Annotated in this window: 21 protein-coding genes; all 21 read right to left on the bottom strand. The window is 30.0% G+C overall.

The features are described 5' to 3' along the window. Window positions 1–3 precede the first annotated feature (3 nt). The gene (locus ACIQZ1_RS04345) at window positions 4–819 is read right to left on the bottom strand and encodes a hypothetical protein (protein ID WP_353076506.1); all 816 of its coding nucleotides are present in this window, start codon (window positions 817–819) and stop codon (window positions 4–6) included. Beyond that, window positions 819–1,316: a heavy metal-associated domain-containing protein gene (locus ACIQZ1_RS04350; RefSeq protein ID WP_353076507.1), complete on the bottom strand. Its 498-nt coding sequence runs from the start codon at window positions 1,314–1,316 to the stop codon at window positions 819–821. The genes ACIQZ1_RS04345 and ACIQZ1_RS04350 overlap by 1 nt, the downstream gene beginning before the upstream one ends. A gap of 1 nt (window position 1,317) precedes the next feature. Further along, complete coding sequence (locus ACIQZ1_RS04355; RefSeq protein ID WP_353076508.1) at window positions 1,318–1,782, bottom strand: TlpA disulfide reductase family protein; 465 nt, start codon at window positions 1,780–1,782, stop codon at window positions 1,318–1,320. A 6-nt stretch (window positions 1,783–1,788) separates the two neighbouring features. Next, the gene (locus ACIQZ1_RS04360) at window positions 1,789–2,661 is read right to left on the bottom strand and encodes a DUF3347 domain-containing protein (RefSeq protein ID WP_353076509.1); all 873 of its coding nucleotides are present in this window, start codon (window positions 2,659–2,661) and stop codon (window positions 1,789–1,791) included. Window positions 2,662–2,853: 192 nt separating this feature from the next. Then, a complete protein-coding gene (locus ACIQZ1_RS04365; RefSeq protein WP_396159415.1) occupies window positions 2,854–3,183 on the bottom strand; it encodes a hypothetical protein in 330 nt (109 codons plus the stop codon). 107 nt (window positions 3,184–3,290) lie between these two features. After that, entirely contained in the window at window positions 3,291–5,282 is a 1,992-nt protein-coding gene (locus ACIQZ1_RS04370) for a heavy metal translocating P-type ATPase (protein ID WP_353076511.1), read from the bottom strand. Window positions 5,283–5,292: 10 nt separating this feature from the next. Then, complete coding sequence (locus tag ACIQZ1_RS04375) at window positions 5,293–5,658, bottom strand: DUF3703 domain-containing protein (protein ID WP_353076512.1); 366 nt, start codon at window positions 5,656–5,658, stop codon at window positions 5,293–5,295. Window positions 5,659–5,660: 2 nt separating this feature from the next. Then, window positions 5,661–6,017 carry a cation transporter gene (locus ACIQZ1_RS04380; protein ID WP_353076513.1) on the bottom strand — a complete coding sequence of 119 codons (357 nt, stop codon included), beginning with the start codon at window positions 6,015–6,017 and terminating at the stop codon, window positions 5,661–5,663. A 15-nt stretch (window positions 6,018–6,032) separates the two neighbouring features. After that, complete coding sequence (locus ACIQZ1_RS04385) at window positions 6,033–6,350, bottom strand: heavy metal-binding domain-containing protein (RefSeq protein WP_353076514.1); 318 nt, start codon at window positions 6,348–6,350, stop codon at window positions 6,033–6,035. 26 nt (window positions 6,351–6,376) lie between these two features. Continuing rightward, window positions 6,377–7,666: an efflux RND transporter periplasmic adaptor subunit gene (locus tag ACIQZ1_RS04390; RefSeq protein ID WP_353076515.1), complete on the bottom strand. Its 1,290-nt coding sequence runs from the start codon at window positions 7,664–7,666 to the stop codon at window positions 6,377–6,379. Window positions 7,667–7,677: 11 nt separating this feature from the next. Continuing rightward, the gene (locus ACIQZ1_RS04395) at window positions 7,678–12,027 is read right to left on the bottom strand and encodes a CusA/CzcA family heavy metal efflux RND transporter (protein WP_353076516.1); all 4,350 of its coding nucleotides are present in this window, start codon (window positions 12,025–12,027) and stop codon (window positions 7,678–7,680) included. A gap of 95 nt (window positions 12,028–12,122) precedes the next feature. After that, window positions 12,123–12,449 carry a DUF6660 family protein gene (locus ACIQZ1_RS04400; RefSeq protein ID WP_353076517.1) on the bottom strand — a complete coding sequence of 109 codons (327 nt, stop codon included), beginning with the start codon at window positions 12,447–12,449 and terminating at the stop codon, window positions 12,123–12,125. A gap of 94 nt (window positions 12,450–12,543) precedes the next feature. After that, a complete protein-coding gene (locus ACIQZ1_RS04405; RefSeq protein ID WP_353076518.1) occupies window positions 12,544–12,789 on the bottom strand; it encodes a hypothetical protein in 246 nt (81 codons plus the stop codon). A 286-nt stretch (window positions 12,790–13,075) separates the two neighbouring features. Beyond that, window positions 13,076–13,279, bottom strand: a complete 204-nt coding sequence (locus ACIQZ1_RS04410; protein WP_353076519.1) for a recombinase family protein — start codon at window positions 13,277–13,279, stop codon at window positions 13,076–13,078. Between the two features lie 171 nt (window positions 13,280–13,450). Continuing rightward, window positions 13,451–13,639 (bottom strand): hypothetical protein, encoded by a 189-nt coding sequence (locus ACIQZ1_RS04415; RefSeq protein WP_353076520.1) that lies wholly within the window; start codon window positions 13,637–13,639, stop codon window positions 13,451–13,453. After that, window positions 13,626–13,820, bottom strand: a complete 195-nt coding sequence (locus tag ACIQZ1_RS04420; RefSeq protein WP_353076521.1) for a hypothetical protein — start codon at window positions 13,818–13,820, stop codon at window positions 13,626–13,628. The genes ACIQZ1_RS04415 and ACIQZ1_RS04420 overlap by 14 nt, the downstream gene beginning before the upstream one ends. Continuing rightward, the gene (locus ACIQZ1_RS04425) at window positions 13,817–14,164 is read right to left on the bottom strand and encodes a hypothetical protein (RefSeq protein WP_353076522.1); all 348 of its coding nucleotides are present in this window, start codon (window positions 14,162–14,164) and stop codon (window positions 13,817–13,819) included. The genes ACIQZ1_RS04420 and ACIQZ1_RS04425 overlap by 4 nt, the downstream gene beginning before the upstream one ends. Window positions 14,165–14,329: 165 nt before the next feature. Continuing rightward, window positions 14,330–15,196: a DUF6371 domain-containing protein gene (locus ACIQZ1_RS04430; protein ID WP_353076523.1), complete on the bottom strand. Its 867-nt coding sequence runs from the start codon at window positions 15,194–15,196 to the stop codon at window positions 14,330–14,332. A 116-nt stretch (window positions 15,197–15,312) separates the two neighbouring features. Further along, window positions 15,313–16,500 carry a hypothetical protein gene (locus ACIQZ1_RS04435; RefSeq protein WP_353076524.1) on the bottom strand — a complete coding sequence of 396 codons (1,188 nt, stop codon included), beginning with the start codon at window positions 16,498–16,500 and terminating at the stop codon, window positions 15,313–15,315. Next, the gene (locus ACIQZ1_RS04440; RefSeq protein ID WP_353076525.1) at window positions 16,500–16,856 is read right to left on the bottom strand and encodes a helix-turn-helix domain-containing protein; all 357 of its coding nucleotides are present in this window, start codon (window positions 16,854–16,856) and stop codon (window positions 16,500–16,502) included. The genes ACIQZ1_RS04435 and ACIQZ1_RS04440 overlap by 1 nt, the downstream gene beginning before the upstream one ends. Before the next feature lie 123 nt (window positions 16,857–16,979). Continuing rightward, on the bottom strand, window positions 16,980–17,354 hold a 375-nt coding region (locus ACIQZ1_RS04445; protein ID WP_396159421.1), incomplete at its 5' end, for a hypothetical protein.

A 17,354-nucleotide genomic window follows, 5' to 3' on the forward strand; every position in this document is an offset into this window, starting at 1 on the left:
AAATTATTTTTTACTCTTTAAGTCGAAAAAAGTATAGTATAGGTTGAAATAAAAGCCATTTGGAGCAGAACGAATCATAGAACTTACTAACTCTTGACGGTATGCAAAATCCAAACGTGCTTGACTATTAAAAATGAATTGTACTGCTGGCATTACATCCAAATATGATTTACCATTTTCATTAATAGTTTGTCCAACAAATTCAACCATTAAATTAATATTTGTTTGCTTATAATTGGTGTACTTTTTTGGGTACATCAATTTACCAAAAGAAAGTGTATAATTAGTTGCATTATCACCAATATTATCCGGAAATGGATAACTTGGTTTGTTATCTAAAGCTTTCTCAAAACTTATTGAAGAACTTATTGCAACTTTTTTAATCAATTTTGTAGCTATTAATCCTGTTTCAAAACCTGAATTGTGTCCTAAAATTTCAATCTGTTCTTGATGAATGTCGGCATTATTGAAACTATATCTACCATAAGCTGCTAATCGGAAATGACTATTTAAATCATCTGTAGAATAAAAACGATATTTCGTATAAAAACTACCACCTTCAGTAACTAATTGGCTATTTCTATTACTCACAAAAGCAGAAGCACGAAACATTATATTTTTATTTAATCCATATGATACTTCGGGCATAAAATGATAATTATAACCTGATTTCATTTCCTCTTTAAAAAGTGACTGCATTACATTAACTCCAAGTGAATTTGCGGGAACATTGCTTGCAGGGTCGGTAATTACAAATAATTCTTGACTATAAATATTTTGGCAATATATCGCAATGAAAAACAAAAAAACTTTTCTCATTAGTTTAAAATTTTAATATGAAAATCATCTTCGCTATTTGCAACATAAGTTGCAATACCTTTATATGATTTAGATAATTTTTTAAACTCTTTTTCTGTAACATACCCTTTGTCAACTATCTGAAATTGAACTTCCGTAGCGTTATTTTTTTTCTCATTAACTAAAATGTAAGGACTTTTACTAATAGTTTCAGATTTTGCAGTTATTATTAATGAGCCAATGAAAAAACCTGCTTTTTCTACTTTTTCTTTAAATGTTTTTGGACTTAATTCATTTCCTTCTTTAAGTGTTACAGTGAATGTATTTGTATTTAAATCTGTTTCAACATTTGTTACTTCAGGTAATGCTTTTAGTTGTTTGTTAATCGCATTTGAACACATTGAACATGTTAAACCAGTTGCTCTAATTTCAGCTTTTACAATTTGTGCGTTACTTTTTATCGAAAACATCAAAATCATTGATGCAACCATTATATAAACTTTATTTATTTTTTTCATTTTACTTTTCTATTAATTTTATTATTTCCTCTTCTGTTGGATTTTTTGCAATTAGAATACCTTCTTGATTAAACAAGTATTTTGAAGGCAATTCATCAACACCAAATTGTACAGCTGTTTCAGCATCAAAACCTTTGGAATCTATCAATTGAGTAAATTTAATTTTATCTTTTTCAACAGCTTTAAGCCATTTATTTACATCTGTATCAATTGAAATTCCTATAATTTCAATTTTATCTGAACTCACTTCATTATATAACTTGACTAATTTTTTATTACCCAAACGGCATGGTGCACACCAAGATGCCCAAAAATCAATAAGTATATGTTTTCCTTTAAAAGATGTAATATTTATATCTTTATTACTACTGCTTTTCAATGTAATTGACGGTATTGAATCGCCAACATTAATTTGTGCAGTAGCCATATTAGCAATTAAAAAAAACGCAAAAACTATTCTTCTCATTTTAGATTATTTAATAGTTTCAACTGTTTTTCCACAACTTAACATCATTGAACCATAGTAAGGATTTTTTATTGTATTTTCTTTACTTAACCAATTTGCACCTTTACCATCATTATACATTGGACAGAATTGAAAGTAAACTGGTACATCATATTTTGCAACTTTTAACAATGCATAAATATCTTTTGATAATGTTGTAAAATGTTCACGTTGATGCTTAATGTCTTTTGTATCTGCAATGTGTTCAGAATCTTCTTTAATTTGATTTAAAACTTTCATCCAAACAACGTGTACATCCATTTCTAATTTTTCCATTATAACATTGCTGATTGCTGTAAATAGCTCCTTTGAAGCAATTGAAGTAGCATTACCATCTGAAGAAATCATAGCATCTTTTACAACAAAATAATTATCAAAAACAGCTTTAAGTTGGTTTACTTCTTGAACTTCTGTTTTTGGTGTTTTTGTATGGTTACCGTGATTATTATGATTTTCAGTAGTTACATCAGTTTTAGTTTCTTCTTTAACAGGAACTTTTGCTACTCTGTCATACTGACAACATCCGTGAAGATTATTATAAACATCATCAGGCGCAAGAAACTTATCACTATCATAACCAGCTAATGCAATTCTCTTTAGTATTTCGTCCTGATTAGTTTTAGTTGTATCATAAGTTAGAGTTGCCATTTGAGTTTCTTGATTCCAGTCAACTTTAGCAACTTTTTTAATAGTTCCTACTTTTTCAATATTGGTTTCGCACATTCCACAGTTACCATAGATTTTCACTGTTTCTGTTTTTGAATTTTTTATTTGTGCATTGATTGTAAATGATAGCAATACGAAAGTTGCAACCATTATATTTTTAAATGAATTTTTCATTTTAATAATGTATTAGTAATCAAAGTATTTCACTTTGATTGATTGATAAAAATAAATTTGAATAAATAGCAGTTTGGAAATAAAAGTTAATGCAATACAATAATTGTAAAGCAAAAATTATTCATTAAACTGTTTGAAAATTATAGCTTATAGCTAAGGATTTGACACAATAATGGCTGTCAAAAAATGAATTTAGCTTATTTTAGGTATTAGCCAAATTGAATGAAAACCATCTGAAATTGATGGAGTTGTGTATGAAAATTTAACTTTCTCTATTGAAGAATAACGAATAAAGTTAATTTTAAAAATAATTTCTGGTAAAAAACTTACTGAAGAAGAAGAACAAGTTGAAGAACAACCACATTTTGAATGACCACAATCACCTTTACATCCTTTATCTTCCTTGCTTTTAGAACTGTCGTTACCACAACAACACTTTTTCTCTGTCTCTGTAGATGAAACCTCTTTTTTACAAGTGTGTTTCAAATTATCACTACCACAAGCCATAGCAGTATCAGGCATAAAGAATATGCTTAAAAGAACTACTAATATGATGTGGTATTTTTTCATTTGAAAAATGATAATACAGCAAAGTTAATAAAAACTTATTATTTAATAATAAAATGATGTTAAAATTTCATTCTCTGTACTCTTACCGCATTTAAGATAGCTAATAACGCTACACCAACATCTGCAAAAACAGCTTCCCACATTGTAGCTAAACCACCTGCTCCAAGAATTAAAACTATTGCTTTAACACTAAATGCTAAAATAATATTTTGCCAGACTATTTTCTTGGTTTGTTTGCCAATATTTATAGCAATTGGGATTTTACTTGGTTTATCGTCTTGAATAACGACATCGGCAGTTTCTATTGTAGCATCGCTTCCTAAACCACCCATTGCAATACCTACGTTACTTAAAGCAACTACTGGCGCATCGTTTACACCATCACCAACAAATGCTACCGTTTCATTTTTAGCAATGATTTCTTTGACTTTGTTTACTTTATCTTCGGGAAGCAAATCTCCGAAAGCGTTTGTAATTCCGAGTTTTTGAGCTACAAATTGTACTACTGTATTTTTATCACCACTTAGCATTGTGGTTTTTATACCTAAGGCTTTTAGTTTGTCAATGGAGATTTGTGCATCTTCTTTGATGCTGTCTGCAATAGTTAAATAACCAACAAATTTTTTATCATATGCAACCGCAATTAAGGTATAAACTATACTTGAAGGGTCAATATCATAAGTAATAGAAAATTTATCCATTAATTTAAAATTACCCACTAATAATTCTTTTCCGTTTATGTTTGCTTTTAAACCGTGTCCTGAAATTTCTTCTACATCTTTAAGCTGAATTGTACTATCAATATTTCCAACAAATTGATGAATGGCAGTTGCCACTGGATGTGTACTTTGACTTTCTAAAGCATTAACCATTTGCAGTATTTCATCTTTATTAAAATCGGAATTAAAAACGACTTCTTGAACTTTAAAAACTCCTTCGGTCATTGTACCAGTTTTGTCCATTACCACATTTTGAATAGAAGCCATTACATCGAGAAAATTACTTCCTTTAAACAGAATTCCGTTTTTAGAAGCTGCTCCAATTCCGCCGAAATAACCTAACGGAATACTAATTACTAATGCACAAGGGCAAGAAATAACCAAGAAAATTAACGCACGATATAACCAATCATTAAACTGATAATTTTCTACAAAAAACATTGGTAAAACACATATTGCAATTGCCAAAGCAACTACAATTGGTGTATATATTTTTGCGAATTTTCTAATAAATAATTCTGTTGGTGCTTTTTTAGCTGTAGCATCTTGCACCATTTCGAGTATTTTTGACAGTTTACTATCGGTATAAGCGGTTGTAACTTTAACTTGACAAACAGAATTAAGGTTTATCATTCCTGCTAAAACAGTTTCGCCTTTTGCTTTCGTATCTGGTTTACTTTCGCCTGTAAGTGCTGCTGTATTAAATGAAGCTGTATCTGAAAGTAATTCGCCATCTAAACCTAATTTTTCACCTGCTTTGAGTTGAATAATATCTCCAATTTTTGCCTTTGATGCTTTGATTGTTTTAGCCACATTATTTTCTAAAATAGTAACTTCGTCTGGTCTTTGGTCGAGTAATGTTTTGATGTTTGCTTTTGCTCTTTGAACTGCCAATGTTTGAAATATTTCTCCAATAGCATAAAATAACATTACAGCTACACCTTCAGGAAATTCAGCTATTGCAAATGCTCCTATTGTTGCAATTGACATTAATAGAAATTCTGAAAATACATCACCTTTTCGAATGCTTTCAAACGCTTCTTTAACTACTGGAATTCCAACAGGAATATAAGCTACAATATACCAAACTATACGTACCCAACCAGTAAACCAAGATTGTGTAAAATAGTTGTCAAAACCAATAGCAACCATTAATAAAACGAAACTTATTATTGCTGGTAAAAACATTAGAAAGGTTGATTTCTCCTCTCTTGAATGGTCGTGGTTGTGTCCGTCATCATCGGAATGATGTTCCGTACTTTGATTTATTTTTTCTTCAAACGAGCAACAAATTTGTTTTCCATTTTTGTCATAAATGTGCTGATGTTCCATAATGTAATTGTTATGAATTAGAATTTAATATTTCTTTAATATCTTCGGGTATTTCAATCACCTTTAAAGGTGGCACATTTGCACCACCTGTATTACCTACTGGAATTTGACCAACAAATGATTTTACACCTCCTACCAATAATCGTGGTATTTGACCAATAATTTCTTTTGAACTTTTTATCTTAATGCCAAATTGTAACATTTTCCAATGTACAAATGTGTGTTCACACGGAAATTTTTGTGCAATAATATGCGCTCGTTCTAAATGATACCAAGCATTCTGCAAATTATCTTTTTCTAAATTATCCTTAAATGCTTCTAACTCTTTTTGATAAAAAGGAATTAGTTTATTTGGCATTTTAATATTGAATTCCATTACTATGCTTTACAACAACCGTCTAAACTTTCATAAGCTTCTGGGTCAGCTTTTACATCATCTGCATCATAACCTAACTTAGAAATACCTTCTTTAATGGCTTGCAAAGTAGTTTTCTTTGAATTGTAATAAATAGTAAAAGTCATTGCTTTATCGTCTAACTCATACATTTTAACCCCTTTAATTTTAAGCATTTCAGTTTTGAATTTTTGTCCACAAGTTTCACATTCTTTACAATGGTCGCAATGTAAAAATGTTTTTATTACTACTTTTTGAGTTGTTTTCTGTGCTGAAACAAAATTTGAAAAGAAAAATAATGATACAGCTAAGACTAATGATTTTAAAATTGAATTCTTCATGTTTTATTTATTAGATTAATGATTATGTCCGTCATGGTTCTCTTTTGAATGGTCGTGTCCTTCGTGATTTTCTTTTGAATGGTCGTGACCTTCGTGACTATCAGCTTTGGCTTCAATTAATTCCATTTTGCAAACAGGACAGTTTCCTTTTTTATCGTACGTTTTACCTTTTTCACAATCCATTGGACATTCATAAGCTAATTTGTGAGCTTCTCCTTCTTTGTGATTATGTCCTTCGTGTCCAGTTGTAGCTTCTGAGTTTTCTTTTTTGTTACAAGAAACTGTACTAAATGTTGCAATAGCAAAAGCTATTATTAAAATTGATTTCCTCATTTTTTATGTTTATTAAAGTTAAATTATTAATGTTCATGACCGCCGCCACCTTCACTTTTCAGTAAATGACTTTGAATGTAGTAAGCTCCTTTTAAGACAATTTTTGCGTTTGGTTCAATTTTTTGAAGCAATGTTACTTGAGTATATCCTAATTGTGAAGTTCCTGTTTTCACTTCAATACGTTGGAAGTGAAATGTTTTTCCTTCTGCTTCTTCGTGCTTGTCTCCATCTTCGTGATTATGTCCGTCTTTTTCATCGTGAGCTACTTCTTCTTTATGACCTTCTTCTAAAACAAAAACAAATTCTCTACCATCTGCTTTTATAATTGCTTCCGATGGTAAAGCTTTAACTGTATTTGCTCCTGCATCGATAAGTGCATTTACATACATTCCTGGTATTAATTTTTGTTGAAAGTTTGAAATATCAGCGTGTACGGCTACCGATTTTGTTTCATTTTCGAATGATTTACCCACACTAAATATTTTTCCATTAATTTCTTTATTACCTTGATTAGTTAGGATAAAACGAACATTTTGACCTTGTTTTACTTTGAATAAATCTTTTTCGTACACCAATAAATCTACGTGTAATTTAGAATTATCAACTATATTCATTAAGGGTTTACCTGCTTCTACATTACTACCAATTTTAATATAAATTTCTGTAATATTTCCTGAAATTGGAGCTATAACAGGAACAGTTGCAGTTGTGTTTCCGTTACCACTAATGTGCAAAGTGTTCAATTGCTTTTGTAATGAATTAAACCTTGCTCTTTCAATTTCATAATCTGATTTAGTTTTTTGAAAAACTTTTTTAGAATTTACTTCTTCATCACTTAATGTTTTTTGTCTTTCAAATTCTAATTTTAGAAACTCTAAATTACTTTTTGAAGTTAGATATGCTTCTTGAATTTTAGTAAATTCAGGACTTTCAATTGTAGCAATAGTTTGTCCTTTACTTACTCTTTGTCCTTCGATTACATTTATTGTTTTTACAATTCCTGTAGTAAAAACAGATACATCAGCTTGATTTTGTGGTGGCAACTTCGTATAGCCGTTAGCCTTAATTACTTCACTTAAATTTTTATCTGAAAAAGTACCTAATTCTATACTTGATGCATTAAACTGAGCTTCATTTAATTCAACTTCTTTAATTGCTGTTGGCTCTTTTTCTTCAGAGTGACTTTCTTCTGTATGAGCTTCACCATCTGTATGTACGTGTCCATCGCCTTCAGTATGACGCAAAGAAAAATATAAAATAATAGCAAGGATTATTGCTCCTACTATTGATGCATATATTATATTCGATTTTTTCATTTTACTTTTTATTATTGATTGATACTGTATTGAATTGTAATTATAGTTTGATTGTAATTATAAATCGCTTCGCTATAATTTAATTGAATTTGACTTGCTGTTTCTAAACTTTGAACATATTCCACATATGAAATATCACCGTTTTGATATGCTTTTGTTGCATTTTTAATTATTAAATTAGCATTTGGCACTGCTGTATTTTTATAATAATCAATTAATGAAGCATATGTAGCTAATTGCTCAGATTGTTGCTCTAAATGACTCTTAAATTGCTGATTTATATAATCGGCATTTTTCTGTTCTCGTTCAATATTTGTTTTTGCAGATTTTGCTCTTGCAATACTACTACCTGCAAATATTGGAACAGACAAACCAATTACAACACCTTGAAATTGAGGTGTGCTATTATAATATGTTGGTGATCCGTTTACATCTTGATTACCAGTTATTGACTGCAAAAAGTAACCTAATGAAAAATCTGGAGACAATGCTGATTTTTCTACTTTATGATTGGCTTGTGCTATTTTAACTTGTTGATCTGCTAATTGAACAATTGGATTTTGTTTTACCATTGAACTATCAACTTTCGCCATAGCAGGATAAGGAACAAATGAAGTATCCGTTGCTATAAATTCGGTTTTTAAATCTAAAATTGCTTTTAGTTTTGATTTTTCAATGGCGATTTGTGTTTTATTTTGCTTTATTTTTTGTTCTAATTCTTGTTGTTTCGCTAATGCAATTGTTTTTTCTAAAGCATTTGTTTCACCTGTTTGAAATTTTAGATTGGCTGACTTTACAAATTTTTGCATCACTGTATTTTGTTTTTCTAAAACAGCATTTTGTTTTTCATAAAACAATAAAGTATTCCAAGATTGCCTAATAGAATAAGTCACTTCTTGTTTTGAAACACCTAATTTCGTTGCGCTTGCATTACTATATGCTGCAAGTAAACTTCTTTTAGCACTTATTTGAAATGGATTAAAACTTTGACTGATTCCAAAATTTTTGTCTTGAGCTTGTGAATTTATCTGTCCAAATGTTCCTGACAATTCCGTTTTAGGAAGTTCAAATGCAGTTTTTTGCAATTGTGTTTGCATTTTTACTTCTAATTCTGAAGCTTGAATACTTTGATTATTTTTTAAGCCTATTTCAAGCGCTTGTTTTAAATCAAGTTTCTGAGTTTCCTGTGCATTTGCTCCGAATATCCCAAATAAAAATGTAATTACTAAAGCCGAATTATTCATAGTTTTTCTTTTGATTTTAATGCCTTTCTCAAAATACAAATACAGAATTGGAAGGACAATTAATGTAAGTAAAGTGGCTGTTATTAACCCACCTATAACAACAGTTGCTAATGGTTTTTGAACTTCTGCACCAGCACTACTACTAATTGCCATTGGTAAAAATCCAAGTGAAGCAACAGCAGCGGTTAATATAACAGGTCTTAATCTTACTTTAGTACCTTCTTTTATTCTGTCATATACATTGTCCACACCTTGCTTTTTAAGTTCATTAAAATATCCAATTAAAACAATACCATTCAGTACAGCTACACCGAAAAGAGCAATAAATCCAACACCTGCCGAAATACTAAATGGCATATCTCGTAACCAAAGGGCAACAATACCACCAATAGCAGATAATGGAATAGCAGTAAATATTAATAATGATTGTTTGATTGATTTAAAAGTAAAATAAAGCAGTACTAAAATTAAACCTAATGCTACTGGTACAGCAACAGAAAGTCGTTTGTTAGCCTCGATAAGATTTTCAAATTGACCACCATAAGTAGTGTAATATCCTTCAGGTAATTTAAGTTTTTCGTCTAATTTAGCTTGAATGGTTTCTACAACCGTTTTTACATCAGCACCACGAACATTGAAACCTACGACAATTCTACGTTTTCCATTTTCACGAGAAATTTGCATTGGTCCATCTTCATATTTTACATCTGCAATTTGTTCTAAAGGTATTTGATTACCTGATGGTAAGGTTACAAATAAAGCTTTTAGATTTTCAATATCTTTTCTACTGTCATTATCTAATCGTACAACTAAATCGAAACGTTTTTCACCTTCATAAACAACACCTGCCGTTTCTCCAGCAAATCCCATTCTGACTACTTTGTTTAAGTCGCCAATTTTTAAACCGTAAAGTGCTAATTTGTCTTTATTGTAACGAATTGTAATTTGTGGTAACCCTGCAACTCGTTCTGCTTTAGCATCAGAAACACCTTCAACACCATTAATTAACTGAACTACTTCTTCACCTTTGCTGACTAACATATCAATATCATCACCAAAAATTTTAATGGCAACATCACTTCTTACACCTGTCATTAGCTCATTAAAACGCATTTGAATTGGTTGAGAAAACTCTGTAAATGCACCTGGAATATCAGACAAAGCGTGTTCCATTTTTTCCATTAATTCCTCTTTGGTTTCAGCTGATGTCCATTCACTTTTATCTTTCAAGAGGATAATCATATCACCTGCTTCAATAGGCATTGGGTCAGTAGGAATTTCAGCCGAACCAATTTTGGTTACTATCATTTTAATTTCAGGAAATTTGTCTCTTAAAATTTGTTCTGCTTTTGTTGTTGCATCAACTTCTTGTGATAAAGAACTACCTGAAGCTATAATCAAATGCGTAGCAATATCACCTTCATCAAGTGTGGGAATGAACTCGCCACCTAATGTGTTAAATAAGACTAACGAACCTATAAATAACGTAATAGCTATACCAATAATAGCAGCTTTAACTCGTAATGCTTTTTCTAAAATTGGCGTATAGAAATTGTAAATGGAATCTATTATTTTATCACTAAAATTCTTTTTATGTCCTGTTTCTTTTTTTAATGCCAAAGCAGACATCATTGGAACATAAGTTAATGACAATATAAATGCTCCTAATATGGCAAATGAAACAGTTTGTGCCATTGGACCAAACATTTTCCCTTCGATTCCTACTAAGGCTAAAATTGGCAGATATACTATCAAAATTATTATTTCACCAAAAGCGGCACTACTTCTAATTTTTGCAGATGCTTTATACACTTCATCATTCATTTCTTGTGGGGTGAGTTTACCTTTATTACTGACTTGGAGTCGATGAATTATTGCTTCTACAATAATAACAGCACCATCAACGATTAATCCAAAATCGATTGCTCCCAAACTCATTAAATTTCCACTCACTCCGAAAAGTTTCATCATTGAAATGGCAAATAATAAAGCTAATGGAATAACCGAAGCTACTACTAAACCTGCTCTCCAATTACCAAGAAGTAATACTAAAATGAAAATTACAATTAATGCACCTTCAATAAGATTGGTTTGAACAGTACTAATGGCTTTATCCACTAAAACTGTTCTATCCATAAACGCCTCAATTTCTACACCTTCAGGAAGTGATTTTTTGATTTGTTCCATTTTTTCTTTGACTGTTTTAACAACTTCACCACTATTTTCGCCTTTAAGCATCATTACCATTCCTGATACTTCTTCGCCTTTTCCATCTTTTGTAACTGCTCCATATCTGATACTACTACCTATTTGAACCTTTGCAACATCACGAATAAGAATTGGAATTCCATTTTGATTTTTAACTACAATTTTATTGATGTCTTCAATACCATTTACCATTCCCACACCACGAATGAAATAAGCATAAGGCTTTTTATCAATGTATGCACCACCTGTATTTTCATTGTTATTTTCTAACGCATCAAAAATTTCGGTAATTGTAGTATTCATACTTTTCAGTTTATCTGGCTGAACAGCAATTTCATATTGTTTAAGATTTCCACCAAGTGTATTCACTTCAGCAACACCTTTTGTCCCAATTAATTGGGGTTTTATAATCCAATCTTGAATTGTTCTTAAATCGGTTGCGTTGTATTTTTCTTCATACCCTTTTTTTGGAAATACTACATATTGGTATATTTCACCCAATCCTGTACTAACTGGAGCCATTTCAGGTGTACCGACTCCTTTTGGTATGGTGTTTTCGGCTTCTTTTATTCGTTCAGTAATTTGTGCTCTTGCCCAATAAATATCTACTTCTTCTTTAAATACTACTGTTACAACACTTAAACCAAAACGACTTATTGAACGAAGTTCAACAATATCAGGAATTGATTTAACTGATTGTTCTATTGGATAAGTGATAAATTGCTCTACTTCTTGGGTTGCCAAAGTAGGTGAACTCGTAATTATTTGTACTTGATTGTTTGTAATATCTGGTAACGCATCAATTGGTAAAGTATATAATGAATAACTACCAACGATAACTAATACGAGTGTAAAAAGTCCAATAATAAATTTATTATTGATACTAAAATGAATGATTTTATCTAACATTTTTATTGTATAATGAATTAATAAACAGATAACTGTTTTTCTTTTTAAGTTACTTAAAAGACACAACTTATTAACCCGAAATTACTCGGGCTTCATTATACTAACTGAGGTGGTTGCCAAATACTTCCGAAGAAATTTGAAAAAGAAGTTGACTTATAAAAAGAAATAGAAGTTTTTATTTCTTGAAATTGTACTAAAAATTGAAAGGATTGTATTTCAAAAAAGCTTAATGTTTGTTGACCACAACAATTGCAAACACAAAAAGGAGAACATAAATCTGTTTCTTCATCGTGTGAGTGATTATGATGTGAGCTTGTTTGTGTGTGTGAAGATTTCACTAAAGCATCATTATGATTATCTGCACAAGGATAGGCAGTAAGCATAATTATATATATTGATAATATGATGTTTAGTATTTTCATTGTTGTAAAAGTAATATTTTTTTACAATAAATAAAAATAATTACGAATTGTGTTTTTTGTTTTATAACTCATGAAGATTAATTTTGCAAATTAATTATATAGTATTGATTTCTCTAAAAACGTCTTCTAAATCATTATTGTAAATCCCTTCAAATTTTAATTGTTCATCAGTTTTGCCTTCGGTCATATCCCATATTTTGGCATTGATTCCTAATGAAATAAGAAATGGTATTTTATTTAGTATTATGCTGACAGCGTTTTCGCTCATATCTGGAATAATCAGTACACTTTTTGCTGACGATTTACACGATGCTAATGTTTGTCGTATTATCGACAACATAATAAATAAAAATATTCAATACCCTAATGTTAATTTTGAATCCGTAAGAGTTAATATTGAAAATGAAATTTTAAAATTACCAATAAAGCAAAAAATGAAATATGTAGGTTTTTAATAAATGCAACTGTCAATAGACTTATAATTTTCCTTTTTTTCTTTGCTTCTACGTTTATTCAATTCACGCGTCAAATAGCCACTCTTTGGTCTTGGTTTGGAATCTTTACTACCTTTCGGTCTGCAAAGTATTGTTCCTTGTACTTTTGTTCTTTTATAAATTAGACTACTTTCAAATTCTGCAAAGGCTGCTAAATTTGGAAATATAATCTCCCCATAGAACTTCTGAAATCGATATCAATCCGATACCATTATCAACTAACTCCTGTATCTCAAGAATAAGTTCTCTTGATGACCTCGCAAATCTATCCAATTTATAAACAATAATAGACGAATACTCTCCCTCACGAAGTTTCATCAACAGTTCATGCTTCACGGGACGAGTTTTGTGACTGCTTTACACTTCTTCATAAAGGTCAAATTTATATGCTAAATCAGAGGTATATTGCAAAAATCTAATCTTTTGATTTTCATTTGTTTACCGACTTTTGGAAACGCGGCAATAGATGGCGACTTGTGATTTGAATCATTAATATTTTCCATAAATTTATGATTTTAATGTTCTATTTAATGCTTTGTAGTTATGCAGAGCATAATTTAAAGCCTTTAAAACGAAGCCTAAAGCAAATAACCCAACAACACCTGCTGCAATGTATATAGTCGTTTTTACATACTTGTCTTTATGCAATTCTTCCTTTAAGATTTGGTTTATACTTCCTATATTAGTCTTTTTCATTTTCTCTTGGGTAAGAAGTTTTAATCACATGATAAATCAATACCAATGCACTTGTTGCAATAACACCGAAAATAATTTTTTCAAACACTTTGTTTTTTCCATTAAGTATTACATTTTGTTTTTGCAAATCTGAAATTGGAGGTGGAATAGGGTTCGCTTCTAATGTTGTGAAATCTATCATTTTTTTATTATTTTAATTTGTTCATTAGTTAAAGTAATAATTACATAGTCATAAACAGCATAGTGGTTTTTCCCATCGTGCTTTTTAACATTATTATGAACGTTAAATGAAAAACCTTTTCCCAAAAGGTACTGCTTGAAAAATATTTTTTCATTTTCTCCAACCATAAGTTCGTTAAGTATTCGGAGGTTAATATGCAAAGGTTTGTTTATAAATGCTGCACTATGTCTCAATTCATTAGCTTTTTTGTTGTAATAAGATATACGGTTAAATGAATTTGCAAAGCGCTGATTAATTCTTTTTGGAACAAATGGTTCACCTGTAAATAAGTCTTTTCTAATCATAATCTATATGTTTTTACTCAAAGATATGATGTAAAATAGACTTACCCAATAGGGTTAAATTGCTTAATTTTGAAAATGTGTTTTAATTTGTTTTAATGTGAATAATAAGTGCATAAAAGTTATTAACAATCGCATTTATTTTATTTTAATACGCGGTGAAATACATTAAGATGATTTTTTTCTAAAATTTAAAATAAAATCTGCGACATCATATTTTTCTCTTTTATCATCAATTGAAGCATTATCTTCTAAATATTTAGAAACTTTAATATCGAAACTCTTTTCAAGTTTTTTAGTTTTTTCCATCCATAAATCATAAGCACCAATATCAGGAAACAAAATGATTTTTCGATTCTTTAATGGTTCTAAATATTTAGATGATAAATTGCTAATACCACCCGTCGCCATCCAAATAAAATCTTGAAAAAACAAACTTGCGATAATTGCTGTTTTTTCGCTCTCTACTAAAGCAATAGGTCTATTCGGATAAATCGGAAGTAAATGTTCGCCAAAAAGACACTTACGGATATTTTCATTTGGTATTTTAAGTTTTTTATGTACCCAAGTTATGTGATTGTATGGAACTTTTATACGTTTGCCACTATCATTATTGTATAACATTATTTTACCAGTTCTAACATTATTATCCTTGTCTATATACCAAAATATATTTGCACCATTCCAATTATTTGAACTTCCAATTTTATATAATTCAATAACACTTTTAGTATCTTCAATTCCGAATTGTACTTTTAAAAAATTTACAAAATTGTTTGCGTAAATATTACTGATGCTTTTGTCTAAGTAGTTTGAAGGTATATAAATAATTTTTTCTTCTCTATTTTGTGAATGGTAATAGCCAATTTCAGTTTTCGATTGTATATTAGGCAGAAATGTTTCTCCGCAAGAATGGCAAAATCCAAATTTTATGAAATCATCAAATGGTACAAATTTCCCATCATTATTTCCCTTTCCACAAGGGCAACTTTTAACATTAAAACGGTTTTTACTATTTAATTTATAATCTGTCATAAAATTAGTCTTATATGTTTGTAATTGCAATCGCCTATATAAGGCCTTACAAGGATACAATCATTGTAAATTGATTTACAAAGTTTCTTTGCAATTACAAACATTGGTTATAGTGCTTATTTTTTGCATAAAAAATATCTCATTACTTTTTCACTTTTATCTTTCTCCAAGAAGCACTCTTGACCATTTTGATTAAGAAGTGTTCTTTTGTTGATGAAAATTTCTTTAAGCCTATCTTCAATAGTTTTTTCAGAAGCATCCAATTCTTCAATAAGTTTGTCCAGCAATTCTCTTCGGGTTAAATAGGTGGAATCTCCTAAATACATTTCCAAAAGTTCACAAACCAACTCCAAATCAGCCTTTTGTTTTTTACCACTCATAACTTCTTGAATATCGTCTTTACTTGCTAAAACCAACCCTTTTTGTTCTTCTGAATATAATGCAAAAAAAGGTTCGTGTCGGGCAGTACTTCTGCATTTTAGGTATCTTATCTTAATTAAATTGGTATCTCTTTGTTTAGTATCTTTTTCATAAGAAACTTGTATGACCGTACTTGCCTTATTCATTAATTCAGTTCCAAAATGCCCTCTTGCTTTTTCGCTTTTTGGATTTTCGTGGATTAAGCATAGAAACACAACATTATGTTCGTTTATTGCTACATTCATTAAATCTATCAACTCCATACTCTTATCAGTTTTATTGAAGTCTTCAATACAATCTGTTGAAACATCCAGAACAATAAAGAGTGGATTTTCGGTTTCTTGTTTTAATAATTTTAGGTACTCATCTAAAACTGCAAATCTTTCTTTACGGGTTATTTCTAATAGAGATATGTATTTAAAATTTTCGGGATGGTCTTTTTTGTCATACCCTGCTTTAATTTGAATACATTGTAAAGCGTAAGGAAATTGCTCCGATTGGTTTCTTTCAGTATCTACGTATACAACAGTATTGTTTGCTTCAAAGTTTTCCCGTTTGTAGCCTAATAATTCTTTGTTAAATCCGTTTCGCTTTAACATAGCAGCACATATAAATTCGGCTAATCTACTTTTGTGAACACCTGCTTGTCCCTGTATAACATTGATTGTGTGCGGAAATATTATAGCATTATCATTTTGCCTTAATATTGGGTCTGCAAATCGTATATCGCTTTCTTTTATTTTTTTAATTTTTTCTGTTGTCAACATTATTTTTGATAACGATTCCGAATATATAATAGTATTTTTTGCTAACCCCTCAATCTCTTTTTTTAAACCTTCAGAAGTTATTTTTCTTTCTGAATTATCGTCTTTAATGTCGCTCATTATTTCTTACCAATATAATTTTCTACTTCTTCTTTTATCTCATCGTTGCTTTTTACCTTTCTGTTAGCAATATATCTCTCTAACTCTTTTTTTGAAAAAAGCAGTTTACGTTTGCCGCTGCGGGAATAAGGTAATTCTCCTTTCTCCACTTTAGAATAAATAGTATTAAGTTTGATTTTTAAAAATGATGCCGCTTGTTCAGCCGAAAGAAAATCCTCATCCATATTTGGTTCTTTGGATGATTTGTTTTTTGAAATTTGTTCCATTGCTTCTTTAACGGAGGAACGAACCACCACGTTAATGTGATGGAAAATCTGTGGTAGTAAGTCACTTACTGGTACTTGCTCTTTGTTCATTTTGATTAAATTTAAATGTTATGAATAAATATGACACAAAATTAATGAGCGCGAAATACCCTAAACAATAACCTAAATTTTTAGGGTATTGTTTAGGGTATTGTTTTTTCTTTTATTAAATAATTATTTTTCTTTTCTTTGATTTTGGGGGATAAATTCTGCTACATCTAATAAAATCCTTTTTGTTTTTATTGGTTCTGCTTTTGGTTTACTTAATACTTGAGATATAGTATTAATTTTTAATTCCACAAATTCCTTTTGTTTGTTCTTTGCAGTAAAATGTTTAACTATCCAATTTGCTAATTCTTTAATGCTGGAAACTTGAATTTTTGAATTATATCTTAATCTTTTGAATAACTCCGCCAATTGATTCGATTTTCCATTGAAGTTCAATAATTCTGTTGACTCATTGTTAATTAAAAAATCAAATAATTCAGTTTCTTGTCCTTTAAAAAAGACTTTAAATTTTTCAAAAAATACATTTGCAAAATCAGTATC

The sequence above is a fragment of the Flavobacterium sp. genome (genome assembly GCF_044341185.1).
GTDB lineage: Bacteria > Bacteroidota > Bacteroidia > Flavobacteriales > Flavobacteriaceae > Flavobacterium.